The 26,609-nt window shown below is 70.4% G+C and carries 23 protein-coding genes and 1 pseudogene; 11 read left to right on the top strand and 13 right to left on the bottom strand.

Annotated features, from left to right (window positions below):
• The first annotated feature begins 105 nt into the window (after positions 1 to 105).
• On the top strand, positions 106 to 825 hold the full coding sequence (locus GA0070613_RS21165) for an HD domain-containing protein (protein WP_089013883.1): 720 nt from the start codon (positions 106 to 108) through the stop codon (positions 823 to 825).
• A gap of 145 nt (positions 826 to 970) precedes the next feature.
• Here the strand turns inward: GA0070613_RS21165 and GA0070613_RS21160 are convergent, their stop codons facing one another.
• Complete coding sequence (locus GA0070613_RS21160) at positions 971 to 3,883, bottom strand: M36 family metallopeptidase (RefSeq protein WP_231929341.1); 2,913 nt, start codon at positions 3,881 to 3,883, stop codon at positions 971 to 973.
• Between the two features lie 183 nt (positions 3,884 to 4,066).
• Between GA0070613_RS21160 and GA0070613_RS21155 the strand changes: the two genes are divergently transcribed.
• Positions 4,067 to 5,029, top strand: coding sequence for a hypothetical protein (locus tag GA0070613_RS21155; protein ID WP_157746426.1), 963 nt, complete (start codon positions 4,067 to 4,069; stop codon positions 5,027 to 5,029).
• Positions 5,030 to 5,127: 98 nt separating this feature from the next.
• The gene (locus GA0070613_RS21150) at positions 5,128 to 8,007 is read left to right on the top strand and encodes an AAA domain-containing protein (protein WP_089013880.1); all 2,880 of its coding nucleotides are present in this window, start codon (positions 5,128 to 5,130) and stop codon (positions 8,005 to 8,007) included.
• A gap of 15 nt (positions 8,008 to 8,022) precedes the next feature.
• Here GA0070613_RS21150 and GA0070613_RS21145 read toward each other — a convergent pair whose 3' ends face one another.
• Entirely contained in the window at positions 8,023 to 8,262 is a 240-nt protein-coding gene (locus tag GA0070613_RS21145; protein ID WP_089013879.1) for a winged helix-turn-helix domain-containing protein, read from the bottom strand.
• A 312-nt stretch (positions 8,263 to 8,574) separates the two neighbouring features.
• Between GA0070613_RS21145 and GA0070613_RS21140 the strand changes: the two genes are divergently transcribed.
• Positions 8,575 to 8,868 (top strand): DivIVA domain-containing protein, encoded by a 294-nt coding sequence (locus GA0070613_RS21140; RefSeq protein ID WP_231929339.1) that lies wholly within the window; start codon positions 8,575 to 8,577, stop codon positions 8,866 to 8,868.
• Positions 8,869 to 8,870: 2 nt separating this feature from the next.
• Positions 8,871 to 9,203 carry a hypothetical protein gene (locus GA0070613_RS33600; protein ID WP_231929337.1) on the top strand — a complete coding sequence of 111 codons (333 nt, stop codon included), beginning with the start codon at positions 8,871 to 8,873 and terminating at the stop codon, positions 9,201 to 9,203.
• Positions 9,204 to 9,307: 104 nt separating this feature from the next.
• On the opposite strand, the gene GA0070613_RS34485 is transcribed toward GA0070613_RS33600, so the two are convergent.
• Positions 9,308 to 10,063, bottom strand: a complete 756-nt coding sequence (locus tag GA0070613_RS34485) for a helix-turn-helix domain-containing protein (protein ID WP_089013878.1) — start codon at positions 10,061 to 10,063, stop codon at positions 9,308 to 9,310.
• 238 nt (positions 10,064 to 10,301) lie between these two features.
• On the opposite strand from GA0070613_RS34485, the gene GA0070613_RS21125 reads away from it, so the two are divergent.
• Together GA0070613_RS21125 and GA0070613_RS32220 are read left to right on the top strand one after the other, a co-directional pair.
• Positions 10,302 to 10,967, top strand: a complete 666-nt coding sequence (locus GA0070613_RS21125; RefSeq protein ID WP_089013877.1) for a DUF4097 family beta strand repeat-containing protein — start codon at positions 10,302 to 10,304, stop codon at positions 10,965 to 10,967.
• A 120-nt stretch (positions 10,968 to 11,087) separates the two neighbouring features.
• Entirely contained in the window at positions 11,088 to 11,258 is a 171-nt protein-coding gene (locus GA0070613_RS32220) for a hypothetical protein (protein ID WP_197698941.1), read from the top strand.
• Here GA0070613_RS32220 and GA0070613_RS34030 read toward each other — a convergent pair.
• The 5 genes from GA0070613_RS34030 to GA0070613_RS21100 all read right to left on the bottom strand — a co-directional run bounded on the left by GA0070613_RS34030 (position 11,252) and on the right by GA0070613_RS21100 (position 16,621).
• Positions 11,252 to 11,377 (bottom strand): hypothetical protein, encoded by a 126-nt coding sequence (locus tag GA0070613_RS34030; RefSeq protein WP_269459004.1) that lies wholly within the window; start codon positions 11,375 to 11,377, stop codon positions 11,252 to 11,254. The genes GA0070613_RS32220 and GA0070613_RS34030 overlap by 7 nt on opposite strands.
• A gap of 473 nt (positions 11,378 to 11,850) precedes the next feature.
• On the bottom strand, positions 11,851 to 12,681 hold the full coding sequence (locus tag GA0070613_RS21120) for an alpha/beta hydrolase (RefSeq protein ID WP_197698940.1): 831 nt from the start codon (positions 12,679 to 12,681) through the stop codon (positions 11,851 to 11,853).
• A 684-nt stretch (positions 12,682 to 13,365) separates the two neighbouring features.
• Positions 13,366 to 14,358, bottom strand: coding sequence for a hypothetical protein (locus GA0070613_RS21115; protein ID WP_408631011.1), 993 nt, complete (start codon positions 14,356 to 14,358; stop codon positions 13,366 to 13,368).
• A 243-nt stretch (positions 14,359 to 14,601) separates the two neighbouring features.
• On the bottom strand, positions 14,602 to 14,889 hold the full coding sequence (locus GA0070613_RS21110) for a hypothetical protein (RefSeq protein ID WP_231929334.1): 288 nt from the start codon (positions 14,887 to 14,889) through the stop codon (positions 14,602 to 14,604).
• 526 nt (positions 14,890 to 15,415) lie between these two features.
• Positions 15,416 to 16,621 carry an MFS transporter gene (locus tag GA0070613_RS21100; RefSeq protein WP_089013875.1) on the bottom strand — a complete coding sequence of 402 codons (1,206 nt, stop codon included), beginning with the start codon at positions 16,619 to 16,621 and terminating at the stop codon, positions 15,416 to 15,418.
• 96 nt (positions 16,622 to 16,717) lie between these two features.
• On the opposite strand from GA0070613_RS21100, the gene GA0070613_RS21095 reads away from it, so the two are divergent.
• Positions 16,718 to 17,536, top strand: a complete 819-nt coding sequence (locus tag GA0070613_RS21095; protein ID WP_197698939.1) for a LysR family transcriptional regulator — start codon at positions 16,718 to 16,720, stop codon at positions 17,534 to 17,536.
• A gap of 297 nt (positions 17,537 to 17,833) precedes the next feature.
• The gene (locus tag GA0070613_RS21090) at positions 17,834 to 18,613 is read left to right on the top strand and encodes a winged helix DNA-binding domain-containing protein (RefSeq protein ID WP_231929332.1); all 780 of its coding nucleotides are present in this window, start codon (positions 17,834 to 17,836) and stop codon (positions 18,611 to 18,613) included.
• Between the two features lie 853 nt (positions 18,614 to 19,466).
• Here GA0070613_RS21090 and GA0070613_RS21085 read toward each other — a convergent pair.
• The 5 genes and pseudogenes from GA0070613_RS21085 to GA0070613_RS21065 form a co-directional block, all read right to left on the bottom strand.
• Positions 19,467 to 20,024, bottom strand: a complete 558-nt coding sequence (locus tag GA0070613_RS21085; protein WP_089013872.1) for a dihydrofolate reductase family protein — start codon at positions 20,022 to 20,024, stop codon at positions 19,467 to 19,469.
• Between the two features lie 56 nt (positions 20,025 to 20,080).
• A pseudogene (locus tag GA0070613_RS21080) lies at positions 20,081 to 21,043 on the bottom strand (sigma-70 family RNA polymerase sigma factor); the annotation flags it as partial.
• A 332-nt stretch (positions 21,044 to 21,375) separates the two neighbouring features.
• Positions 21,376 to 22,584, bottom strand: coding sequence for an RNA polymerase sigma factor (locus GA0070613_RS21075; protein ID WP_089013870.1), 1,209 nt, complete (start codon positions 22,582 to 22,584; stop codon positions 21,376 to 21,378).
• Positions 22,578 to 22,961 (bottom strand): YciI family protein, encoded by a 384-nt coding sequence (locus tag GA0070613_RS21070; protein WP_089013869.1) that lies wholly within the window; start codon positions 22,959 to 22,961, stop codon positions 22,578 to 22,580. The genes GA0070613_RS21075 and GA0070613_RS21070 overlap by 7 nt, the downstream gene beginning before the upstream one ends.
• 266 nt (positions 22,962 to 23,227) lie before the next feature.
• Positions 23,228 to 24,106: a phosphotransferase enzyme family protein gene (locus tag GA0070613_RS21065; protein ID WP_231929330.1), complete on the bottom strand. Its 879-nt coding sequence runs from the start codon at positions 24,104 to 24,106 to the stop codon at positions 23,228 to 23,230.
• A gap of 56 nt (positions 24,107 to 24,162) precedes the next feature.
• Here GA0070613_RS21065 and GA0070613_RS21060 point away from each other — a divergent pair, with 56 nt between their 5' ends.
• Both GA0070613_RS21060 and GA0070613_RS21055 read left to right on the top strand, forming a co-directional pair.
• A complete protein-coding gene (locus GA0070613_RS21060) occupies positions 24,163 to 24,828 on the top strand; it encodes a hypothetical protein (protein WP_157746425.1) in 666 nt (221 codons plus the stop codon).
• A gap of 164 nt (positions 24,829 to 24,992) precedes the next feature.
• The gene (locus tag GA0070613_RS21055) at positions 24,993 to 26,600 is read left to right on the top strand and encodes an alpha/beta hydrolase fold domain-containing protein (protein WP_089013867.1); all 1,608 of its coding nucleotides are present in this window, start codon (positions 24,993 to 24,995) and stop codon (positions 26,598 to 26,600) included.
• The last annotated feature ends 9 nt before the right edge of the window (positions 26,601 to 26,609 follow it).

Below are 26,609 nucleotides of genomic sequence, written 5' to 3'. Positions count from 1 at the left end.
GCCGACCCGGCCACCGCCGGGCCAGCCGGCCGGGCCGTGTCCAGCTCCCGTCGCAAGGCCGACGCCGGAGGCCGGCGGATGGTGAAGATCAGTTATAAGTGACGCATGGACTTCCCGGCGTACCTGGCCACCATGCCGATGCACGCGATCACCGAGATCCACGGTGAACCGGGCCTGCTGGAGCGGTTCCGGCTGGAGATCCGGGCGTTCGACGCCGCCGCCCGGGAGCGGCTCTCCGAGGCGCTCGACCTCGCCGCCGAGCTGCACCGCGACGACCGACGGGTGCGCGAGCCCTACCTCAACCACCTGCTGCGGGTGGCGATCCGGATGATGCACCACTACCAGGTGCGCGATGTCGACGTGATCGTCGCCGGCCTGCTGCACGACGCCGTGGAGGACCACCCGGCGGAGCTGGCCGGCCCCGACGCGGCCGGTGACCCGACGGAGGCTGCGCTGGCCGCGCTGGCTGCGCGGTTCGGCCCGCGCGTCGCCCGCCTGGTCGGTGCGGTCACCAACCCGGCGTACGACCCGGAGCGGGACAAGCACGTCCAGTACCGGGAGCACGTGGCGGCCAGCCTGGACCGGGAGCCCTGGGCCCGGGTGATCAAGATGTCCGACTTCACCGACAACGGCGTTGGCGTGATCCACACCGTCGGGCCGAAGGTCGCCCGCTCCGCCGCCAAGTACCGCCCCCTGGTGCCGGTCTTCCGGGATCTCATCGCCCGGCCGGACACGCCGCTGTCCGCGCCGGTGAAGCGGCACATCTTCGCCCAGCTCGACCTCGCCGAGGAGCGGTTCAGCGCCATCCTCGACCGGCCGAACTGACCGGCGAGTCTGGTCGTGATCCTCGCCGACTACAGCCTCCACACGGAAACTGATTCACAAACCCCGATGAACGGCGGATGATCAGCCGTGGATGGGGCGTGCGGGTGGACGAGGATCCGTCCACCCGCACGCCCGGCTCAGGCGGTCACTGAGCGAACGCCTGGAACTCCGCGATCCGCACGTTGTTCGCCTGCGGGCTGGCGGTCGCGCAGTCGGTCGCCGCCCGCGGGTCGGCGTCCTGCTCGCCGGCGTAGTCCGGCGCGCCGGTGCACTGGTTGGTCACCACCTCGACGCGCAGGTGGGTCGCCCTCGTCCGAGGGATGTCGAACGACCGGATGATCAGCTCCGGCGCCCGGGGCCGCGGCGCCACCGACGGGAAGGCGTCCGTCGGGCTGGTCCAGACGGCGTGGAAGTCGGTCGCGTCGGCACAGGTGATCGTGCCCGTCGCCGTGCACGCCAGGACCCGGAACTGCCGCAGCGCCGAGAACCGGCTCTGCGTGCCCGCGTCCGGGTCGCCGGTGACCGGCGGCCGGAGCATGGCGCTGACCTGCACCCGGCGCACCTGTTGGGTGCCGCCGGCCAGGTCGACCGTGACCTGCCGCCCGGCGACCGGGCTGCCGAGCGAGGCCCAGTTGGTGGCCTCGTCGTCGTCGGCGATCCGGGCCAGGTTGATCCCGTCGCCGCTGACCGTCGCCCCGGCGGTGGTGGAGGCCAGGTTGGTGCGTGCCTGGACCGGCAGGTCTCGGACCTGACCGGCGTTGACGGTGACCGGGCCGACCCGGACGAGCCCGTGACCCGGCGCGCGGACCACGAACTCGTACGTGCCGGGGACCAGGCGCACCTGGTCGGTGAGCGGGGTGGCCGGATCGGTGTCGGCGACCGGCACCGCCCGCGCCTGGTAGCGGCCCACGTACAGCTGCGCCCCCGAGACGACCGCGTCGTCGTCGACCGGCTTGAACGTCAGGGTCGCCTCATCCGCGTACGGGGAGGTGAAACCCGGCGTGGGGTTGACGTCGCCGTTGCCGACGCTGGCTGCGGACTCGCCGAGGCCGCGCGCCGCGAAGGCATTCCAGAGCAGGTCCTGGTTCGCCCCGCCGAAGCGGATCCGGTCGGCGGCGAGCATCGCGTCCCGGGCGTCGACCATGCTCACCTGGCTGACCGCCATCAGCAGGAACGAGTCGAACACCAGCTGGATCCAGCGCCGGTTGCCCGGGCAGGCGGTCACCGGCGTCGCGCCGTTCGCGCAGGACTTCTGCAACGCGGCGTCGCCGGCGCCGTACCGCCGCATCATCGCCGCCCGGATGTCGGCGTTGGTGGCACTCCAGACCTCGCCGGAGGCGTGCACCTGCAGGCCGACGAAGTCGTAGTCGATCGCGCTGTAGTTGAGCGGGCTGGCGCTCATGTTGTAGTTGCGGATGCCGGCGTCCGGGTCGCCGGTGGTGTACTCGCCGATGGTGAACCCGCGCCGGCCGGGCGCGGCGTAGCCGTGCTCGTAGAGGTATTCCATCGCCAGCTGGTCCGACCAGCTCTCGCTCATCCCCTGCGGAGAGCTGACCCCGGCGTTCGGCCCGGCGATCATGCGGTTGCTGATCGCGTGGCCGTACTCGTGGGCGATGACCGACATGTCGAAGTCGCCGTCCACGCAGGGCGCGTAGAACGAGCCGGCGATCGGCTGCCACAGGTACATGTTGGTGATCGGGGCGACCCCGTCCGCCGGGGTGATCTGGTTGGCGTTGTCCCGGGCGGCGAAGTTCGGCGGGCCGCCGCTGATCCCGCCGGCCTGCGCGTTGCCCTGCTCGGCGTCGGTGCCGAGCCCGCTGCGGCCGAGGTTGTCCTGCTGCAGGTTCCAGGTCGCCTCGGTGAAGCCCAGGTGGTACGACCAGTCGTGCATCCGGTTGTGCATCCCGAACAGGTTGGCCCGGGCGGCGTCGATGTCGTTGGCCTGCGGCGAGGTGAAGGTGTCCGGGCTGCACTTCTGCTCGTACCACTGGTTCGTCCAGGGGTAGGCGTAGTTGCGGTCCGGCCGCGGCGTGGCCGTCTCGGTGCCCACGCTGAACGGGTCGTTGCTGTTCCAGTTCTGCACCGCGATCGAGTTGTTGCCCTTGGTCGTCTGCGTGGACGCCCCGGTGGCCGGGTCGACGTCCCAGGGCAGCGGCGACGCGGCGGTGCCGACGGCCTCGTCGCAGCCGGCCGCCGGCTGGAAGCACCAGCGGACCCGGGTGTCGGCCGACGAGTGGTCGACGGACGGCGAGTTCGGGAAGACCTCCCACTGCGGGTTGTCCGCCTCGTGGTCGACCAGGTCCTCGCGGACCAGCACGGTGCCGTCCCGGGCGTCCACGTAGGTGGAGAAGGCGGCCGGGTCGGCCCCGCTGAGGTCCGCGCCGAGGATCACCTCGTACGCCGCCCGCGCGCCCCGGTCGGCGGTCGGCACCGCGACCAGGGAGGTACGCAGGATCCTCGGGTCGGTGAGACCGGCGTCGGCGGCCGCCGCCCGCTGCGCCTGCTCGGCGGTCAGCGTGGCCGGTGCCGGCGCGGCGCCGTCCCGGGCGAGGGAAGCGCTGACGTACCAGACCGCGCCGTCGCGTACGCCGACCGCGAGGACGCCGTCCACGGCGGCCGGCAGGTCACCGAAGCGCTGGCGGAACAGGACGGTGGCGCCGTCACCCATCGGGGCGACGGTCAACTGCTCCAGCGCGTCGGCGCCGCTGGCGGTCAGCCCCAGCAGGTCCCGGTTGGCGGCGACGTAGGCCCGGGCCGCGGCGGCCGGGTCGGCGGCCAGCCCGGTGGCGAGCGGCTTGCCCGTGGAGGCGAGGGTGGCGGGGGTGCCGAAGGTGCTCCAGCGGGCCCGGGCGCCTAGCGCGGCGGCCCGGTCGCGCTGGCGGTCGGTCGGGGCGATCCGCCCCTGTCGGTTGTCTCTGGTCTTGCTGTCCTGGCGGTCGCCCGGCAGGTCACCGGGTCGGGCCTGGGTGGGGGTCTGTTCCCGGGGTGCCGCCTGGCCGCCAGCTCCTGCGGTCAGGACCAGCCCGGCCGCGAGCAGCAGCGCGGTGGTCCCCGTCAACGCACGGGATGGTGTGCGCACGGTCCCTCCTGTCGTCGAACGTCGATGTCCGTCCTGCCATCCGACCAGCTCACAGTGGATCTCGGCATGGGCCGAACATCCACACATGCCTCAGTGTCGATAGCCGCCCGGAACGGCGAAAGGTCATTTGTCCGAATATTCGGACGCCACGCGGCAGCGCCGATGGCGGTGGCCGATAAATCGGTCATGCCGTGGTTACCGTGGTACATGGACGGCGGACTGGCAGCGCCCACCGAGGACGGGGAGTCCCCCGGCCGCGATTCGGCCCCGCCCTCCGCGGAAGCGGGAAAGCCGAGCGGCCGAAGTGGACCGGAGCCGCAAGGAGAGTCGAGCGACACCACCGACGCCTCGGCCACCATCGCAAGCTCCGATGATCGTTGGCGACGCCTGGCTGACCGCTCGCTGAAGCTCTGGCACCGGACTCGCCCGCTCCGGCGGTGGATCGTGGAGTTCTGGCGGCGGTTGGTCCGCACCCTCCAGGAGACGACGCCCATCTCGGCCGCCGAGCCGGCGGCCCCGCCCGGTCCGGTGACGGAAAGCGTGGACACACCGGTGGCGATCCGGGTGTCGGGTCACGGCCGGCGGTTCAACTTCCACATCCATGCCCGGTGCGTCTGGTCGTCGGAGAACCTCCGCCGGGAGGTGTTGCTCAGCTACGCGCACCACTACATGCCGGACGCCGTCCGGCGGCTGACGCACCTCGCGGCCGAGCACGCCGTCAACTTCACGGCGCACCGCGCGCCCGAACTGGAGGCCGAGCTGCAACGCGCGCTGTCGAACCGGGGCCCCTGGTCTTATCAGCGGGGCGACACGGTGGTCACGTGCCAAGCCCATGTCTGGGTGGGCGTCGACCAGCGCGTGCGAAACGTCGTCCTGCCGTACTGGGAGGAGCTGGTCAAGCTCGACTGCGAAGTCGACCTGGAGCAGACACGGGCCAGCTACGGCGACTGGGTCCGTACCCCAAGGGCGACCAGCGCCGACAACGTCGCCGACGCCGAAGCCGCCCCGACCACCAGCGAGAACCTGGCCGGCGAACTGGGGCCCGTGGTGGCGGAGCTGAGGGCCACGGCGCAGCGGCTCGAAGACCTGATCCGCCGGACGCCGCCTGCCGGAGACACCACCTAGCGGCAGGGGCAGGTCTTTCGTCCCGTACCCCGCGGCGCAGCTGTCGGCGCACCGCGCTTCCGGCGGCCGCTGCCGGGGTACGGCAGAATCGGCGGGCGATGGAGGCGGCGACGATCCTCACCGCGCTCGCCGACCTGGCCCCGGCCGGCGCCGAGCGCGTCTTCGACGTGTCCGGCACCGGACGCCCGCTGGTTTGGCTGCCCGAGCCGGACCGGGGTCCGCGCGGCGCCCGGTTGGACCGCCTGGCGGCACTGGACGCGCTGCACCGCGACGAGCGGATCCTCCGCCGCGGCCTGGCCTTCGTGGTGGGCGCGGCCGACCTGGACGGTGGGCGACGCCGGGTGCGGCTGCCGCTGCTGGCCCAGCCGGTCCGGCTGGCACGTTCCCGGCGCGGCTACCGGGTCGTCCCCGCCGGGGACCTGGAACTCACCGCCCTGATCGAGGACCGGGAGCTGGCCGCCCGGCTGGAGGCCGCTCCCGGGCTGGCCGGGCCGGGCTGGCTGGCGGCGGCCGGCACGTCGGCGTGGATCACGGCGGCGGCCGAGGCGGCCGGGCTGAAGCTGGACCGGGTGGTGGCGAAGCCGCCCCGCAGCGTCGACGACACGGTGCTCACCGGAGTGGCCGCCGCCGCGCTCTTCGTGACCCGCGACGTGCTCGCCGGCCGGCTGCGGGACACCCTGCTGAGCTGGGCCGGCCGTCCGGGATTGGCGGCGACCGCCCTGGCCCGGCTCTACACCGACGACGCGGGCCCGACCGCCGGGCCGCCCACGGGGGTCGACCAGCCGGGCGGGGCGGTTCCCGACCGCGGCCCGGGCGGCTCGAGCTGGGCTGCCGGGGTGTCCGCGGTGGCGGCCGGCCCGGTCGACGGGCGCCGCCACGAGGGTCCGGGAGCGGAGGAGGAGGTGCTCTCGCCGCTGCCGCTGAACGCGGCGCAGCGGGACGTGGTGCGGCGGACCCGGGCGGAACCGGTGGTGGTGGTCTCCGGCGCGCCGGGCAACGGCAAGAGCCACACCCTGGTCGCCGCCGCGCTGGACACCGTGGACCGGGGCGGGTCGGTGCTGGTGGCGACGCAGTCGGTGCACGCGGCGGACGTGCTCGGCGACCTGTTGCGGCGCCACCCCGGGCCGGTCCCGGTGCTCTTCGGCGACGCGGAGCGCCGCGAGGCGATCGCCGCCGACCTGGCCGGCGGCGCGGCGGCCGGGGCCGACGACGCACTCCTACGGTCCGACGCCGCCGGCGTGGACGCCGCCCGGAGCCGGGTCACCGCCGTCCGGGCCGGGATCGTCGCCGCCCTCGACCAGGAGCGTCTGGCCGCCGCGCTGCCCGCCTGGCAACCGCTGCTGCCCGCGCTGAGCCAGGACGCGCCGGGCGCGTTCGACCCGGACGCCGACCTGACGGCGATCCGTACCGCGCTGGCCGACGCCACCCGGGCCGGTGCCGGCTGGTGGCGGCGCTGGCGGCAGGCCCGCGCCGCCGGTCGGCTGCGGCGGCTGGCGGGCGTCGCCGCGGACGTACCGGAGGACCGGTTGCGGGCCGCGGTGGAGGCGGCGACGGCGGTACGGGCGGCGGCGCGGCTGGCCGCGACCGGCGGCACCGACCTGACGCCGGCCTGGCAGGCGCTCACCGAGGCGGACGACGCGCTCGCCGCCGCCGTCGGCACGGCGATGCGGCACCGGTCGACCAGCGCCCGCCGGTGGAGCGCCGACGCGCGGCGGGCCGCCAGCGGACTCGGCGCGGCCCTGCGGGCCGGCCGCAACCGCCGCCGCGAGCTGCTCGCCGGGCTGGACGCCGGGGCGCTGGTCCGGGCGCTGCCGCTGTGGGTGGGCACGGTCGCCGACGTGGAGGACCTGCTGCCGCCGGTGGCCGGCATGTTCGACCTGGTGGTGCTCGACGAGGCGGCGCACATCGATCAGCTCCGGGCCGCCCCGGTACTGGCCCGGGCCCGGCACGCGCTGGTCGCGGGCGACCCGCGGCAGCTCCGCTTCGTGTCGTTCGTGGCCGACGTGGACGTGACCACGACGCTGCGCCGGCACGGCCTGGACCGGTTCGCCGACCGGCTCGACGTGCGCCGGTCGAGCGCGTTCGACGTGGCGACCGGCGCCGCGCCGGCCACCTGGCTCGGCGAGCACCACCGCTCGGTGCCGCACCTGATCGGCTTCTCGGCTCGCCGGTTCTACGACGGCCGGCTGGAACTGGTGACCCGGCACCCGCGCAACGAGCGCGCCGACGTCATCGACGTGCTGACCGTCGCGGACGTAGCCGTGGTGGACGGCGTCAACCAGGCGGAGGTGGCCGCCGCGCTCGCCCTGGTCCGCAACCTCGCGGCCGACCCGCCCACGGGCGGGATCGCGGTGGTCAGCCCGTTCCGGGCGCAGGCCGACGCGCTGGAGGCGGCGCTGCTGGCCGCGTACGACGTCGACGAGATCGAACGCCTCGGGCTGCGCACCGGCACGGTGCACGCGTTCCAGGGCAGCGAGGCGGACGTGGTGATCGCCTCGTTGGGGCTGGTCGACGGCGACCCGCCGGCCCGGCACCGGTTCGTGGCCGAGCCGAACCTGTTCAACGTGCTGGTCACCCGCGCCCGGAAGCGGCTCACCGTGGTCACCTCGCTGCGGTCGCCCGAGGGCCTGGTGGGTGACTACCTCGCGTACGCCGGGAAGCCGCCGTCCCCCGCCGCGGAAGCCGAGCCGGCGGAGGGCTGGACCGCCGCCCTGGCCGAGGAGCTGCGCCGGCTCGGGCTGCCGGTCCGGCCCGGCTATCCGGTCGGCCGTTGGCGGATCGACCTTTGCGTGGGCGACGACGCCGACGCGGTCGGGGTGATCTGCGCGGTGCACCCGGACGGGGTCGCCGCGCACCTGGACCGGCAGCGGACGCTGCTACGGGCGGGATGGCGGGTGTACGACGTGTTCGCCAGCCGCTGGTCCGACGACCCGATCCGGGGGGCCCTCGATCTCGCGTCGCGGATCAACCGCCCGTGACCCGGCCGACCACGGTCACGGCTCGCGCATCCAGGTCTTCGGGTCGGTGACGAAGACTCCCTTGCCCTGCTGCCGACGGATCACCCGCAGCGCCTCCAGCCTGGCGTAGGACATCTGCACCGTCCCGTGGCTGACGCCGTACTTCTCGCGCAGCTCGGCGATCGAGGGCAGCCTGTCCCCCGGCTTGAGTTTCTTGGACCTGACGTCGGCGATCACATCGTCGGCGATGCGCCAGTAGTCCGGCACTTCTCGCATGGCACTCCTCGCGTGGCAATCCGATTCGATCACACCGCGACGCGCCTAACAAGCAGCGTTGACTCCTCTGACATGTCTAGATATGTTGGTTCCGAGCCGCTCCTCGCGTGGCAACGAGATCGGCTCATCCCCCTGGTCGGGGCGGGTGTGCATGCCCGTCCCGACCCACCGGACTGCTCCGCTGTCGTACCGCTGACCTGAGCTGCGGCGGCGGAGTGGGCGGGTCGCCCGCGGCCGGCATGCGGACGGCCCGCCCTTCCAGACCCACCGAAAGGACCTCCCCCGCTCCCGCCTGCACAGGAAAGGACCGACGTGGCCCAGGTGTATCGAGGTGGCCAGCTCTACGGGACCGGTCGCCCGGCCCGGTTGACGCCGCACGAGGTGCGGACCCGCGAATTCGACCCGCGTCGGCGCGGCGCCGACCCCGATCAGGTACGCGAGTTCCAGGCCCAGGTGGCCGACGAGCTGAACGACCTCCATCAGGAGGTACGGATGCTCAGCCAGGAGAACGACCGGCTCAAGCGGGCGCTGCGCGACTGGCAGACCATGCACGCCCGGGAGTGCCGACCGCCGCAGGACTACCACACCAACGAGGGCCACTGGTAGCCGTGCGCCCCTCCCCCGGCGACCTGCTGCTCATCGACGGCCGGGCCTCGGCGCAGTTCGCTGGCGAGCGCGCGCTGACCTTCCGCGTCGTCTCGGTCTGCGACAGGCCGACATACGCCGGCTGGGTCTGGCTGACCGGCTACGTCATCAACCGTGCCGGCCGGGCGACCGCCAAGCGCGAGGTCTACGTCCAGCTCGCCAGCCTCCACCGCGCCCCCGCTGTCAGCACTCCCGCCCAGCCTGCCCGCACCAGGTCCTATGCTCCGCGGAATGATCAGAACGACGCCGCGACTGGCGACCGCTCGGGGCTGCATACTCGGGCTCATGCTGGGTGACGCCATCGGCGCGACCGGCGGCAAGGTGCCAGCGAGCGGACCGCTGCGCGCGACGAGCGCCGGCCAGCTCTTCGTCCCATGGCTGTGACGATCGAGACGGCTGTCTATCCGTGGGCTGGGCTTGGTTGGGCGGTGCCGTTTGAGGTTGTTTCGGGTTTGGTGTGGAGGACTTCGCGGGCCTGTTCGGCGGCGCGGGTGATGCTTTCGCTGATGAAGTCGAGGAAGCGGGCGATGTTCTCCAGGCGGGTGGCGGCGGGGGTGTGGGGGCCGAGGATGGCGACGCCTTGGCGTGCGGTTTCGACGAGCTGGTCGTTGGATCGGGCGCTGGCGATCGTCGCCTGGTAGAAGAGTTCGTCGTCGACGACGTAGCGGTCGCGGCGGCGTTCGTCGCGTTCTCGGCGGACAAGGCTCTGGCTCTCCAGGAAGGCGATCGCTTTGGAGATGGACGCCGGGCTGACCTGGAGGCGCTGGGCGAGTTGGGACGCGGTGAGGCTGCCCGCGTCGGTGGTGAACAGGCAGGTCAGCACGCGGGCCGTCATCTTGGGCAGGCCCGAAGCCATGAGGACGGTGGTGAGCGTCTCCTCGTACTCGGCCACGGCCTCGGCGTCGCGTCCGTGCGGCTGGGGGACTGACTCCGCCCCTCGAGAGGTGGCGGGCCTGCGCCGGTGAGCGCGGCGTTCGGTGGCGCGGTGGGCCAGGTCGGCGCGGTAGGCGGTGGGGCCGCCGTTGCGCATCACCTCACGCGTGATCGTCGAGGTCGGACGGTCGAGGCGTCGGGCGATCTCGGCGTAGGGGAGGCTGTCGGCCAGCCCCAGCGCGATCTGCTGGCGTTCCTGCTGGGTGAGCCTGCCTCCCGGCATCGCGATCTCCTTGGTGATCCTTCATGGCGGTCCCTGATCCCCCCACTATAGCGTTCACTTCTCATCCATTGCAATGATCAGAGCAGTTGTCGTTGCGTTACTGTCAAGACCGTTGCAACAGTTTCCTGGGCTCCACCTGCATAGATGGCGATTCCGTGCAACAGGCGTGTTGCCGAGTTCTGGAAAGCAACGTAGCGTTTCCGGTGTCAGAAACAACGAACGAGCACGGGAGAGCACGATGCAGAAGTTCGACACCCCCGCCCCGATCTCCGCCGTCCTGGACATCCCCGCCGGACGCATCCAGTTCATCGCCGCCGACCGCGCCGACACCACCGTCGAGGTCCTGCCCGCCAACCCCTCCAAGAGCCGCGACGTCCAGACCGCCGAGCAGACCACCGTCGCCTACGCCGACGGCGTCCTGCGGATCCACACCCCCGAGCCCAAGAACCAGCTCTTCGGCCCCTCCGGATCCCTGGAGGTCACCGTCCAGCTGCCCGCCGACTCCCGCATCGAGGCCAAGGCCGCTAGCTCCGAACTCCGCGGCGTCGGCCGCCTCGGCGACGTCGCCTTCAAAGGCGCGTACCGCCAGATCAAGATCGACGAGGCCGCGAGCGTCCGCCTCACTGCGATCGACGGCGACGTCGAGGTCGGCCGGCTCAACGGCCCCGCGGAGATCAGCACCGCAAGGGGGGACATCCGGATCACCGAGGCCGTGCGCGGCACGGTCGTGCTCCGCACCCAGTCCGGCGACATTTCGGTCGCCGCCGCCGCCGGCGTCTCGGCCGCCCTGGACGCCGGCACCGGCTACGGCCGCATCAGCAACGCCCTCAAGAACGATGGCACCGCCGAACTCGACATCCGCGCCACCACCTCCCACGGCGACATCACCGCCCGCAGCCTCTAAAGGAGCAGAACCAGGACTATCCGGCCGGGCCCACCGCGATCGAGATCCTGTCGGTCGTCGCCGACGACGCGGCCGTCCGTCCCGAGGGGCCTGCGACCCACGCGTTGAGGTTGGTCCTTGATGTACAGCACGCCCGACGGCAGTAAGACCCTGACCGCCTCCCTGACCCATGTGGACGACGCCGCAATGTCCCTGGCAGAAACGTTCCAAAAGGCGACGCAGAGGCTCGTCAAGGAGGTGTTCTACGGCAGGCAGGCCGAATCGGCTGACGCGGCCGAGCCGGCTCAGTAAACAGGGCTGAGCACCGTGAACCCGTACACCTTGAGGGTGGACTCCTTCCGGTCGTGCATCAGGTAGAACGCGAACCGGGCCACGCCGAGCTCGCTGAGCTCGGCGTGGCCCGTCCACATGCGCGGACGCCGAAGCCGAGCAGGTTGAAGAACGTCCCGATAGGCAACCAAGCGAAGACGGTGTAAGCCGCAGGACGGCGAGCGATCCGATCAGCTCACGGGCTGGGCCAGCGCCATCGAGCGTGTCTGGGAGCACTTCGACGTCCGAAAGGCTGTCGTGGCACCGCGCGACGGCACCATCGGCCTTCACGACGTCGCGTGGTCCGACATGCGCCATGACTACGGCCATGCTGGAACATTCCGCGTTGCTCGGCCGGGCCAGTTGGGGTGTATAGCAAGGCAGGCGCGGGGTTCATGATCATGTGATGTCTTGAGCCTGAGGTCATGAGAGTGTCCCGTGCCTGCCGATGTGTCCTCCGCGATCCCTGCTGTGCTGGTGAGGCTGGGTCTGCTGGACGCCGGCCGAATCGCTGACCTCGAGGGCCCGCCCCACCGACGGCTGCTCGCCTTCACCGGCCGGGCACTGTGACCGGTCAGGGAGTCTCGTCGACCAGCGCGCGGATGTCGACGAACACCCGCTCGTGAGCGGCCGCCGCCTCGGACGATGTCAGGTCCATGCCCTGGATGAATCCGTGGACTAGTCCCGGCTCGCATCGATAGGTCACCGAAATCCCGGCCTCGGTCATGCGCTTGGCGTAGGCCTCGCCCTCGTCCCGCAGCGCGTCGTGCTCGGCGGTCACGAGCACGGTTCGCGGCAGGCCCCGGAGGTCGGGAATCCGAATCGGGCTCAACATGGGATCGAGCCGCTGCTCATAGTCGGGCGCCCACTGCTCGACTGCCCAGGCCAGGAAGTCCGCATCGAGCCCGTAGCCGTTGCCCTTCTCCTCAACACTGGGCTGTGAGAGCGTCAGATCAGTGTTGGGGCACAACAGTATCTGCGCAGCCGGGACCGACTCGCCCGCATCGCGCAGCCGCAGGCACGCCAGCGTCGCCAGGTAGCCGCCCGCGCTGTCGCCCGCCACCGCCCACGGCCGCGCCCAACGCAGCACCGCCGCCACGTCCTCGATGCCGGTCGGGCATGGATGCTCGGGTGCGAGCCGATAGTCCACCGCGAGCACCTCGACTCCGCACGCGGCGGCGATGCGCCGGCACGTGCGATCGTGCGTGTCCAGATCGCCGAGGACCCATGCCCCTCCGTGCACGAATACCAGCACCGGACGCGGCTCGCCGTGCCCGTACCGGCGCAACGTCAGCCCGCCGGGCCCGGGGAAGTCTTCCACGAGCGGCAGCTCGGGCCCCTTGGGCCGCTTCCCATTGCGAGCGCGGATCTGCTCGCGCAATTCCGTCAGGTCGGGAATCGCCACAGGAGGCATTCTCGCATCATGGCCCCACGGACGAGGATGCCCGAGGCGGCAGTCGAGCGCTCTGACATCGGTCCCGACAGCCCGCAGGCGGCCCGCGGAATCGAGCGCCCCAAACGAGGCCGCCAGCAACCCGGTCGGAGCGCGGCAGCTGGCGCCCGCGGCTGCGGGCGTCGTCGAGCCCTCAGCGCAGTCCATCGGCTCACGTTCACACGAACACGGAGGTACACAATGTCGAGCGCCACCAGCGAACGGCTGCGACGCGGCTGGACTGGGGCGGGCCTGGTCGCTGTCTGCGCCGTTGCGGCGTGCGACAACGGGAATGGCGCGACCACGGGTCCGCTGCCGTCGCGACCAGCACCGCCGCCAGCACACCATCAGGCGTCCCTGATGTCGGCGTACAGGTCCGAGTACATAGGTAGGTACGCCGTGACATACAAAGATCCACATGACGACGGGTCCGGACGGTCGACCTGAGGCTCCCATCGTCACTCGGGCGACTACTTCCTCCGGCTACGCTCGGTCACCGCATCGCGGACGGATGCGCGCGCGGATCGCGGCAGATCCGGACGTGCCCCACTCGTTGAGCTGCCAACGCCCGACCAGCGGCATTAGATGAGGATGTTTCCGTCTGCGTGGTCCGCCCATCCCAACCGGCAGCGTGGACCTGGTGCCGGCTGGCTGCTGTTAGAACCGCGCGGGTCGCCAGGACGGCCCCGCGATCTTCGGCGGCTTGGTCAGCGTGGGCTTGATGGCGTGCCAGGTGGCGCGCCACTCACTGGGAGGAAGTGCCAAGGTGGCGCACACCTCGCGCGCCAACTCCTCGGGGCCACGGCCACGCCACAGGGTGTCGACGAAGACCTGGTAGTCACCGTCGATCTGAAGGGCGACCCGGAACAGCTCGTGATCGCGGTAGTCGTTGGCGACCCAACTGGTTCTGAGGCCGTGGGTGAGCAACCGTTCGCGGTCCATGTCCGTCAGGACACGTCGTCCGGCTGTGCGCTCTGCCGTCTCCCACGAATGATCCGCGGCCACCCGTGCGACTTCCACGTCGTACTCGGCGGCCGCGAAGGAGACGCCGCGGTTCATGGGCACCTCGATCGACCAGTCCCAGTGCACCAGTTCGCCGTCCCGCGTGATGGTGACGTCTGTGGATCCACAGCCGTACACGCCGCATTCGCAGCGGGCGATCGGGACGGTGCGCGGCTGGGAGGCGGCCACCAGACGATTGGTGGGGACAAGGACGTCGTACGGGTCCATCCCGAGGCCCGCTGCCGCAGAGGTCATCTCCGTACCGTTGACGTAGACCTGCACTTGGAATCCGCCGCCTGCGTCGCCGGGCGCCGGCGTTACTTCCAAACGTAGAGAGTCGACTCCTGGCCGGCGGGCGACTCCTCCGCCTGTTGCAAGGGCGAAGCCTGGGGGGACAGTGCCCGGGTAGGGGATCTTGAGTTCCTCGAGCGACTTGGCCACGAGTTCGCGGATATCCCAGGATGAGTCTCTCACCGAAGCGCCAGCGAGTTCGCGCAACGTCGGCGAGTCCAGCCCGTCGATCAGCGCCTGGCAGGCGGCATGGATCATGTCCGCCAGGCCGTACCCGGTGTCGGCGTTCCATCGCGCCACAGCGTCGTACAGGCGCTGCTCCGCGGACCCGCTGCCCTTCTCAGTCACGCCAACCATCATCCACAGCCCCTGTGAGGACCGCACCGTCGTTTCGCGTCTGCCGCCCTCGGAGCGTCCGCTCATCGGCAGATCCGGTCGTCTCGGACGCGCTGTCAGCGGCAGATCAGTACACCTGACCTTCGTCGACGCCCAGCCACGGGTGAGGCAATGCGCCCGGCAGCTATCCGAACGCATTGACATCGGCAGGGTCGCATACCGGTCGTCTCGAGCCGGTGGCGTCGGCGGCGATCAGTCTCCTGATCAGAAGGGGGGTGCGTCCTCGCCCATCAACGCCAGCACGACGCCTCCCTTCCCGCTCTTGAGGCTCTGGACCACGACCTTGCCGGTGCTGCCGTCGGGCAGCTCCAACGTAAAGGTCTTCCCGACCGCGTTCTTGGGGCCATTGCCGGCGCTGTTGGCGGGTCGGAAGTCGCCTGCCCACGGCGGGGTCCCACCCTTGCGGGCGGGCTCGGCGAAGAGCGCGGCGGTGCCGGGGGTCCTGGTGCCGTCCGAGGAGAGAAGCACTGAGGTGCTGCGATAGGTAGCCATATACGTCAAGGCTATCCCGGACTGCGCTCGTTCGCGCCACGACAACTGAGCCGTAACGCGAACGGCCACGGAAAGCGACCTTGATCTGCTCTCACCCCTTGGGTTGACCGTGCGTTGGCCGTGGCCCGAGCTAGACCCCGGTCGCCGAACCTGCAGCTTCGGCGGTCGACAGCCCGCCGGCTCGGCCGACGTCTCGCCACCGCGTCCGCACTTGCCCGCACCAGGCCCAAACGCCTCGCAGGTTGTCGGCGCGCGCGACTCGCGGCATGAGCGGATGCTCGGTTCTGCGCCGCGCTCTGCGTCTTTGCGGGCTTCATGATGGCAATCGGGACCGCCTTGATCACGTAGTCCTCGGTCAAGTCCGGTTGCACGTCGATTGTCGCGTCGTCACCGACGTAGCGGACGACGAACACGGTTCCTCGCAGCCAAGCGGCATCGTCGTCCGTCAAGCTGGCTGGCAGCTCACCCGCGAGTCGTACTTCGTCTCCCGGCAGGATCGCGGCACCCCGCCGCCGCCTCGCCACGCTCAATATCCGAGATCAACTGGACCAGGGTGGTAGGGCACCGCCGTTCGAGCGGGCGAGCGGCGGGACAGTAGGTGTCCGGTCAGTGCGGCGGCGAGGCCGGCCAGCCCGGCCGCCGCGAAGCCGCCCGCCGGCACGGAGACGTCGATCGCCACGCCGACGAGCGGGGATCCGAGCGCGAAACCAGCGCTCTGCGCTGACGATTGCAGACCTGTCGCCTCACCCCGCACGCCGGCCGGCGCCAGCCGGCTCACCGCGTCGGCCACCGTGGCAAGGGTCGGCGCGGTGAGTAGCCCGCTGCCGACGACGGCCACGCACAACCAGGGCCAGTCGTGGGCGAGCCCGGCGGGAATCGTCACAAGCCCGAGCAAGCCGAGCAGCAGCCACGTGGGCAGCGGCCGGGTCAGCGCGCCGTAGATCAGTCCGCCGACGACGGACGACACGCCGAACACCACTACGACCACGGCAGCCCAGGACACCTGACCTGCTTCTTGCAGCGTGGCGACGATGGCGAGGTCGACGCCGCTGAGCAGCGTCGTCGTGCCGAACGCCATCGTCAGCACGGCGGTCATTCCGGCGCCCAGCCACTGCCTGCGCGGGGGCCGTCCGGCCGCGCCGGCATCCGCCTCGGCATCGGCACGCACCGGTGGGTTGAGCAAGGCGATTCCGGCTCCGCCGGCCACGATCGCGGCACCGACCCCCCACGCCACCACATCGGGGGACATCGTCGCCGCACACAGGATCACCACCGCCGGGCCCACGATGTACGACAGCTCGCCCTGCACCGATTCCAGCGCAAACGCGGCCCGGCGCTGCTCCGCTGTCGTCATCGCGGCGATCGCCTGCCTGCTCACCGCCTGGGCCGGCACCATCAGCAGACCCGCCACGAAGCTGGCGACCAGCAGGAACCCATACGGCAGGATCGGCACGCTCAGCCAGAACACGACCTGCACTACGACGGTTACCAGCAGCACGGTGCGCAGGCCCCGCGAGTCGATCATGCGGCCGAGCAGCGGCCCGCCCAGCGCCACTCCGGCGGTCAGAGCCGCCGCGACACCGCCCGCTGCCGCGTAGCTCAGCTCCAGGCCCAGCACGACATACAGCGTCAGTGCCATCACGTCGGCCGTTATCGCGGTGCGGGCAAGCAGCGAAACGCCCAGCAGCGATGCCATCCCTGGCACGGCGAGCACCTGTCGGTATCCGGTCACCAGCGTGACGTTAAATCATCCGTCACATCATAAGAAGTGGGTAATTTGTTGGAGCTGGCATAATGAATGCTTATGGCCAGAGATCTTGAGACCGCGTTGCTGCGGTCGTTCGTCACCGCCGTGCGGGCGGGCAGCATCAGCCGTGCCGCGACCGCGCTCGGACATACCCAGCCCGCGCTCAGCCAGCAGTTGCGCAAGCTCGAGAGCGTTGTCGGCCGTCCGCTGCTTTACCGGTCGCCGTCTGGCGTCTCGCCGACCCGGGCGGGTGAGGAACTCCTGCCGTACGCCGAACGCATTCTCTCGCTCTCCGCCCAGGCACTCACCGAAACCGGACGCGCGCTTACCGGCCACTGCGTCGTCGGGTTGCTCGAAGACCTCGCCGCGTCCCAGCTTCCGCAGGCCCTCGCCGACCTCGCCCGGCTGCACCCCGGCGCGACGCTGGAGGTGCTCAGCATTTCCAGCGCCGCGATGCGGGAAGCCTACGACGCGGGCCGCGTCCAACTCGTGCTCGACGCGGTGCCGGACGTTCCCGGGCCGCCGCGCTGGACGGTACGCCGCCCGCTGGTCTGGGCGATCGGCCAGGGTATGGACGTGGCTGCCGATCCGCTGCCGGTGGTGCTGTTCTCGAACCCGTGCTCCTGGCGTACGTCAGTGCTGGAAACGCTGGAACGTGCCGATCGGCGCTGGCGGGTGGCCTTCGAAAGCAACAGCCTGGTCGGGGTGCTCGCCGCGGTACGGGCCGGGCTCGGCGTCGCGGCGCTCATGCCCGCGAACCTCGAACCGGTCATGGCCTGCCACGACGCGGACGCCCTGCCCGTCCTGCCGGACGTCGAGCTCGGTCTCGCACGGCACCCACGGACCGAGGGTGATCCGCTGATCGACGCCGTGGAGACCGCGCTACGTCGCATGGTCTGAGCACGAACCCGTCGAGACCCCGAGCATGTCGTGCCCACCGGTTCTGCTGGCCTCGACGCTTCGGCGGTGAGCGGTCACGACGGCGCGGCGCTAGAGACGTTGCCGGGTCCCGGCGACCGCGTTGTGCACCTGGGCCCGTCCGAAGGCCACGGGACGTGACCTCGGCCGGCGCGCCGGCCGATGCCGGCGCTTACGCCGCCAGCAGGCCGAGCGGGGCCGGCCCTGCGCCGCGCTTGCGCGGCGCCGTGGCGCATGTCCGCTCCGGTACGCGGCCGGCCAGCCGATGCCGTTGCCGCCATGTGCGGCGCGCACGCTCAAGTGCTCTCCGCCGCTGAGGTGTCCATCGGGTTGCGCGTAGCCGGCACCACCCGCAACGACGTTCGAGACGCGCTGTGGAAGGAACGTAGCCCGGTCAAGACGTTCGGGCCGCGCGGCACCGTGCACCTGCTGCCGACGCGTGATCTACCGCTGTGGACCGGCGCGCTCGGCGCGTTGCCACCGTCCTCGAACAGCCTGCCCGCCGACGCGCGGCTGACCAGAGACCAGACCGACGAGGTCGTCTCGGCGATCGCGGAAGCACTGGCCGACGCGGAACTGACAATCGACGACCTCACCGCAGCGGTGGTCGCCCGCACCGGCTCTTGGGCCGCCGACCCGGTCGTGCCCGGGTTCGGCGGCATGTGGCCGCGCTGGCGACAGGCGATACACCTTGCCGCACACCGTGGCGCACTCCGTTTCGGCCCGAACCGTGGACGGAAGGTCACCTACACCAGCCCGCAACGGTGGCTGCCAGGATTCCGGCCCGCACCGGCACCCGACGCCCTCGCCGGCCTGGTCCGGCGCTACCTGCACGCGTACGGGCCGGCAACACCGCAGCAGTTCGCGCAGTGGCTGTCCGCGCCTCGCCGCTGGGCGACCCAGTTGTTCGACTCCCTCGTCGGCGAACTGCAACAGGTCGACGTCGCCGGCACGGTCGCCTGGGTCTCGGCCGGCGACACCGCGCCAGCACCCGTGCCGTCGCACGGGGTACGGCTACTGCCATACTTCGACGCCTACACCGTCGGCGCTGACCGCTGACGCCCGGCGGCGACCGCTCGGGGTACCGGCTACTGGCCCGTGGATGGCCCGACCTCGGATGAAACGAGTGGTGAGCACGGTCATCTGTAGTACTGTCCCGGCTCACGACAGTGACCAGAGACAGGCGCGCACGTGAACATGACCGAGACAACCACGCGCGGATGCTACGGAGCGTGACGCACGCCTGCCGGCAGGGCATCCGTCGCAGCCCGGCGTGCCGGAAGTGCGCCCGCCGTCGCCCCCTTAGCGACATGCGTGTTCTTGGCCACAGTGGACGTCACACGTTCTGAATAGCGCTCTTGCCTGGTTGAATCTCATCGAGATTGGTGGGTGATACTACTGATGCGTGGTGCCAAACCGGTCCGGATCCTGGCGTGGGTAATAACGGGGGCCATCCTGGGGCTGGTGCTGTGTTGCGGCGGGCTGTTCCTCGCCGGCACAGTCTCGCCGAGCTTGTACCGATAGCAGAACGGCCCGCACGCTGGCGGACCCTTACCGCCCTCATCCTGAGACCGGCGGGTCAGGTGGTTGCGCACCTGGTCGGCCCATCCGTTGTTGTTGGGTGATGGCGCCGCCGAACCCCTGCATTGCAAAGATGGCGCGATCCGTCGGCTGGTGCCGGTGATGACCGTTCACCTGCATCAGAAGTCTGCCGACGCCGCTCTCCATCAGACTCTGTCTGCCGTGTTGGCTGCACCAATGGCTGTACGACCGCGAAGGCGAGGAGTCCAGATGTGCCCCGCGCGGCTTCCGTCCTACTGGCCCAGGCCGCGCGGATCGCGGCAGATCCGGATGTCCGTGCTTCGCGCCGTCGCCCGGCGAGTGCCGGCACCGGGATGGACGAACCGCGTTGTCACTGTGCTGTTCTCCCGTACCGCGTGAGGACGGCGGCACCGGCCTGCTCTGCCGACAGACACCGCAGGTAGGTAGGCGGCTTGCCGGCGAGGAAGAGTCGCCGGCCGGTGCCGAGGACGGTGGGGAAGGTCAGGAGCCGGTACTCATCGATGAGGTCCTCGGCCATCAGGGCGTGCACAATACTCAAGCTGCCGGTGATGATCACATCGCGTTGCTCGTGCTTGACGGCATCTATCAGGTCGCGGTCGATGACCTGCGAGTTCGCCCACGCCGAGGAGTCAGTCATGGTGCGAGAGGCGACCAGTTTGGGCGTGGCGTTCATCCGTGCGGAGAACGGGTCATCGCGTCCTGGCCAGAGATGGGAAAACAACTGCCAGGTGGTACGCCCCAGCAGCAGGATCCCGTCGTCCAGCATACTTCCGAGGCGGAACTTGTCACCGGCGACCGTCTCGGGACCGTGCCGGAACGCCCAGCCACCGGTCGGTGTGCCCCCCGATCCGTCCGGATCCGACACGATTCCGTCCAGGGTGATGAACTGAATGACGATGACGCTCACGACGTATGCCCCTTCGTTCGATGCCTACCCGTACATACCGGCGGCACCGCTCGGACTCATCGCGCCTGGCGAACCTCGTCGGAAGAAATCTGCTGGGGAAGGTCGAACGCCTCGAACACACGCGGATCGGCGAACACGACATTGTGCGCGACCCGGTCGCCGACGACCGTGAATATCTGCAGGGTGTGGAGTCGATGCCCGCCACAGGACTCCGGCGCGTACGCGGCGAGTGCCGGCTGCCCGTTGGCGGTGAGGTGCCTCATGACCCAGTCCGTCCCGCGCATCTGGAACACGCGGTCCATGAACAGGCCGTAGTGGCGGCTGCCGCGATACCAGAGCGGGACCGGCGGCATCTCCAGGACCGCATCGTCGGTGAGCAGCCGCACGAGCGCCGGGACGTCAGCCGCCTCGAACGCCCGCACATACCGTTCGATCACCGCCCGTACCCGGGGATCGTCCGGCTCGGTGACCTCGCCGATGTCACCCACGGCTGAGAGGGCGGCACGAGCACGCTGCAGCGTGCTGTTGACGGCTGCGACCGTGGTCCCCAGTTGTGCGGCTACCTCGCCGGCACTGAACTGCAGTACCTCCCGGAGCAGGAGCACGGCCCGCTGACGCGCCGGCAGCACCTGCATCGCCGCCACCAGCGCGAGCCGCAGGTCAGCCCGCACCTCCAAGTCGAACCGGGCATCGGGAAACGGCTGCAGCCAAGGGACATCGAACGCCGCTGCGAGTGGCGCGCCAGGATCGTCACATGCCGCGCCCAGCCCGGACGGCAACGGCCGACGCGCCCGCCCCTCCAACGCGGTCAGGCACGCGTTCGTGGCGATCCGGTACAACCAGGTCCGCACCGACGCCCGTCCGCGGTCGTACCGGTCACGGGCCTTCCAGGCTCGCAACATCGTCTGCTGGACCAGATCCTCAGCATCGTGAAACGAGCCCAGCATCCGATAGCAGTACGCAACCAACTCACTCCGGTAAGGTTCGAGATCCACCTGTCCATCCTGGCGGACGCCGCCCCGCCTGTTCGTGAGTCCCCATACGGACGCCGGGCCGACACTGAGTCAGCCAGCCACACAGTTCACGGTGTCGCATAACATCCGCTCATCGGCAAGACCGAGCACCGTCTTGACCGACCGACTGTGACGCTGCGTGACACGCGGTCAGCGGCAGATCCGGATGCGATGATCGGCGGTGCCCGGTTTGGCCGGCCGGGAGGCGCGGGGTGTTCGGTGACAAGGGTGGGCATCCGACGCCGCACCGACACAGGTGCGGCGATGTCGCCGGTCACCCGGGAAGGGGGCGTAGGGCTGGCCGGCAACTGGCGCTAGGCCAGGACCCTGGTCAGGACTCACTCCGGTGCCGCCGGGTCGCAACCGGAACCTGTTCTGTTGGCAAGTTCCGTTAGCCGGCGTTCGAGGAAGCGCCGTTCGGCTCCGTCCTCGGTGAGTTCCCTCGCACGTCGATAGGCGTCGCGCGCCTCATCGGTGCGCCCGAGCCGTCGCAGCAGTTCGGCCCTAGTTGAGTGCAGGTAGCGGAAGTCGTCCAGACCGAGTTCGTCGACGATACGCAGACCGGCCTGTGGTCCTTCGGTCTCGGCGACGGCGATGGCGCGGTTCAGCTCGACGACCGGCGAGGCGGTCAGGCGGGTGAGCTCGCCGTACAGGGCGGCGATCTGCGCCCAGTCGCACGGCGTCTCGGCGTGCAGCGAGGCGATCGCAGCCTGGAGGACGTAGGGCCCTCGGCCGCCCAAAGCGATCGCCTGGTCGAGTTCGGCGCGTCCCCGGGCGATCGGCGTGGTGTTCCACCGTGACGGATCTTGATCTTCGAGCAGCACCAGTTCGCCGTCGTTGAACCGCGTCTCGCGGCGGGAGTCGTGCAAGAGCATCATCGCCAGAAGCCCGCGAACCTCGGGGTCGTCAGGAAGGAGTTCGGTCAGTGCACCTCCCAGCCAGATCGCCTCGGCCGCGAGCTCGTCGCGACCGCCATAACCCTCGTTGAAGATCAGGTACACGACGGTGAGTACGGCGTCGAGACGCTCACGGAGCAGGTGATCCGGCGGGATCCGGAACGGGATTCCCGCCGCCTTGATCTTGCGTTTGGCACGCACCAGCCGCTGCGCCATGGTGCGCTCCGGGACGAGCAGGGCGCGGGCGATCTCGTCGGTGGTCAAGCCCCCGAGGGTACGCAGCGTGAGCGCGACCTGCGCCTCGATGCCGAGCGCCGGGTGACAGCAGGTGAAGATGAGTTCCAGGCGTTCGTCGGGAAACGTGGTGGTGTCCACGGGCATCTCGACCTCCTGGGCAGCGACGAGCAGGCCGAGCCTGGCGGCGAAAGCTCGGTCGCGGCGGATGTGGTCGGTGGCGCGGTTACGCGCCGTGCGGATCAGCCAGGCGCGCGGGTTGGTTGGCACGCCGTCGCGTGGCCAATGATCGGCGGCGATGACGAATGCCTCCTGCGCGGCGTCCTCGGCGAGGTCGAAGTCGCCGAGGACGCCGATGAGGGTGGCCAGGACGCGTCCCCACTCGTCGCGGAAGATCTCGTCAAGTGCCGTTACCAATACACTTCCGACGGCCGGATCTCGACGGCTCCGCCATAACGTGCCGGTGCTCGCGTTCCGTTCGCTGCCCGCGGACGCGCTGCCGGGACGCGAGCGGCCACCTCGATCGCCGCGTCGATGTCGTCGGCCTCGAGGATGAACAGACCGCCCACGGCCTCCTTCATCCCGACGAACGGGCCATCGGTCGTCAGGGTCTTGCCTCCTAAGACCCGCACAGTGGTCGCGTTCTCGGCGAGTCCCAGCGGCGGCGCGGGGGTGACACCCGGTGTCTGGTTGATCCCCTGGTAGTCGGCGTAGACCTGCTTCTGCTCCTCCTCGGTGAGCGCGGCCTGCCGTTCGAGCGCCGGGCCCTGGTAGATGAGCATGACGTACTTCATCGCTACCTCCTCGTCGGTACCAGATTCGCAGTAAGACGAACGGCGAGCCGCGAAATCGACACCTCGACGTCGAAACTCGATCCGGCCCCGATCAGAGCAAGGCCGTTCGGTAGGCGATCATCGTCCACGCTTCACACAGGCGCATAGTGCACGCTCATCGACACGTCCGGATGCAGGCACCCGCGATCCGGTTACCTTCCGTGACGAGCACTTCGCGGCAGATGTGCACACTCGACCGCCAATAGCTATACTCCTCGGACGCGTCCTCAGACCGCTCGAACTTCGGCGAGCCGCTTGACTGCGTACTCGTCGTCCCAGCAGACGGCGGCTTCCCACGCGGCCGACGCTTGCGCGGCGATGTCGTACGCGCCGTCGTCGAGGCCGGCGGCGTTGCCGGGCAGCACGAGATCGAGGTCGGGGACGTCGACGTGCGACTCGTCCCAGTCGATCAGCGCGACCCGATTCGCGGTCATGCGGACGTTGCCAGGGTTGGGGTCGCCGTGGACGACGCATGTCAGACGCCCGGTGAACCGCGCCCACGCCGCTCGGCATCGAGCAACGCCCTCAGCGGGCATCGCGCCTAGGTCGATCTTCGTCCCGGTCTCGGCGTGCAGGAGGTCGGTCGACGATCGCCAGCCTGGGCGCTGCGGCCAGCCCTGCGTCAACCGATGCAGCTCGCGCAGCATGCCGGCCACGCGACGCCAGTCGGCCTGCGTCTCGGGCGGTCCGCCATCCAGATAGGTCATCACCACCAGACCCTCGGCGAACAACCGGCCGTCCATAGTCGGGATCGGCACCGGCACGGTCAGACCTTCACGGTCGAGGTATTGGAGGAGCTCGGTCTCCCACGCGAGATCAGCGTCGCTCCTGGTGCCGAGACGACCGACGGCGAGATGCCCATTGACGCGCACGCTCCACACGTCGTTCGCAACTCCGCCAGCTAGCGGTTCGATGCGAGCGACGTCTTCACCCCACCGCCCGAGTGCCTCCCACCCCACTGGCCACATCTTACGGGCTCCGAACATCACTGTTCTCGGCAGATCCGGTCGTTCAGCGACCGGTGAGCCGGCGCCCTGATCGCGGAAAATGAGGATGCTGTTCAGCAGGGCCCGTTCGGTGCCGCTCTTGGAGCGGGACGCCGGCATGAGCGGATCTTGTATTCGGCTTGCCCTGGACAGAGGCGGATCGGCACTATGCGGTCGTGGGGTCGGACTGGATCTGGGAAGTGCGGGTACCCGTGGCGGCCGGGCCGGCTCTTCGCCAGTTGTATGCACTGGCAGCTGAGCGGGACCTGCGCCCGCAGCGTCCCGATGGGTTGATCAACCTGTTCACCAATCCCGACGCCGACCTACGCACGGTCGAGGATCCCGACACGGCGGTCGCCGCAATGGCGACGGGCACGGAGCACGGCCAGTTCTGGACGAACGGCGACATCGACATCTTCGTCAACTGGGAAGACGGGCGCCTGGTCTGGGCGCTGGACGCATGCTTCTGCTATCGCCGCCCGGTGTCCGAGGCGGACACCTTCCGCGAGCTGCACGGCCGCCTGACCGGCTTGTGGCTTGATGTCGCGCAGCGTCTGAACGCCGACGTCGGTCGAGTCCTCGACGAATGGTCGAGTGATCAGATATGGGAATGGGGCATCCACGACGCACTGCACCCGGCCGGTGGTTGGCCGGCTGAGCTCGGCTGGTGGACCTACCTCGGCCCCGACGGCCGTCTGCCACCGCCACGGCTGCCCGAGGTCGCCGCTCGCACGCGCCGACTCCCGAACGGCGCCCTGCTGGTTACCCTCCTGGACGACCCGGCCGCCGTCGAGCCGCTGCGCTACGAGGACATCCACGGCCGCTGGCTCAGGGCGGCCTGAGCTCCCCGGGGCAGCACCCTGTGTATGCCTTCGGCGGCCCAGTGCGCGCGCATGGCGGCAGATCCGGATACTCGATCACCCGCCCGTTCGGGTTCTTGGCGACATGCCAGGTTATGCCGCGAAGGCGGTGCCGGTTGCGGTAAGTGTGGAGGAGGAGGTGTCCGATGACGCTGCCGTACGCGACCTTGCCGGGCGACCTCGACCACCTGATCGCCGACGAGCACGTGGTGGCGAACCGCCTCTTCGAGCACCTCGAGGCCGGACGCGGTGACCGGCGCATGCTGGTCGACCAGGTGAGTTACGGCCGCGCCCTGCACGCCCACGCCGAGGAGGAGGTGTTGTATCCGGCGCTGGCCGCGATCGGCGCCGCCGGGGACGCCGAGGAGGGGCGGGACGAGCACCAGGCCCTCAAGAGGCTGCTCGTCCTGCTTGACCATGCGGATCCCGGCAGCCACAAATTCGAGCGGGCGCTGACCAAGCTGATCGGCGGTATCCGGCACCACATCGAGAAGGAGGAACGGGAATTCCTCCCGGCGCTGCGGCGGGCGGTGGGCGCGGAGGAGATGGGCCGGCTCGGCGAGCGGTACCTCGCCGCCAAGCAGTCGGCCCCGGCCCGCTCGCATCCCACCGTCCCGCCCACCGGACGCCGTGGCAGGCTCATGCACGTGGCCGCCGGGTTCATGGACAAGGTGCGCGACCGGGTATCCGGCCGCAGCAACGTCCTGTCGACCGACGCCTCCTGGCTGCTCGACACCCAGGCGCAGCGGATCCTCGACACCTGGTCCCGACTGGTACTGGCCCCGTACGAGCTCCTCACCCTCGAGCAGGCCCGCCAGCAGCCGAGCCTCGCCGACGCGGCGATGGAGATCCTGCAGCAGGACGGGCGGCCGACGGACCCCGAGGGGGTCGGATCGGCAGCGGACGTCACCGTGCCCGGCCCGGGTGGTGATCTGGTCGTACGCGTCTACAAGCCGCTCGGCCAGACCCGCGATCCGGTGCCCGTCGTGATGTGGGTGCACGGTGGCGGTTGGATCCTGTTCACGAACGACGACTATGACGCGTCCTGCCGCGCCCTGGTCAACCGGACGGGCGCGATCGTGGTGTCGCCGGAGTATCGCAAGGCTCCCGAGCACGTGTTCCCGGCCGCCCACGAGGACGTGCTGGCCACCTACCGGTGGCTCCGGACCAACGCCACCGGGCTCGGCGGCGACCCGTCACGCATCGCCATCGGTGGCGAGGGCGTCGGGGCGAACATGGCGGCCGCGACCTGCGGTCAGCTCAAGCAGGCAGGTGAGCCACTGCCCGTGGCGCAGGTGCTCGTCTGCCCGCTGACCACCACCGCCCAGTACGGCGCGTCCATGCGGGATGCCGCAGACGCCCGGCCGCTGAATCGTCCGCTGCTGTCCTGGATGATGATGCACGCCTTCCGTGGCGTGACCGACAGCCTGAAAGACCCCAGGGTCGATCTGCTCCCGCTCTCCGCGCAGGGCCTCGCCGGTCTGCCGCCGACACTGATCGTCACCACCGACCGCGACGTGCTGCAGAGCCAGGGCGACGAGTGGTGCGCCCGCTTGGAGGCCGCCGGCGTGCGGGCCACGTCGGTCCGTTACGGGGGAGTGATGCACGACTTCTTCGGCCTTGCCGCGGTGCTGGACAAGGCCGCGCACGCCCAAGAGGAGGTCGCTCTGCGCCTGCGCCAGGCGTTCGGGCAGGCCCCGGCCGCACATCCGTTGGATGGTGCGCCAATGCGAAGGCCCAAGGTCATCGGGTGACGCTGGCTG

It is taken from the genome of Micromonospora inositola, assembly GCF_900090285.1.
GTDB classification, from domain to species: Bacteria; Actinomycetota; Actinomycetes; order Mycobacteriales; family Micromonosporaceae; genus Micromonospora; species Micromonospora inositola.
The sequence above is the reverse complement of the archived record's forward strand: the minus strand, read 5'-3'. Positions and strand labels throughout refer to the sequence as shown.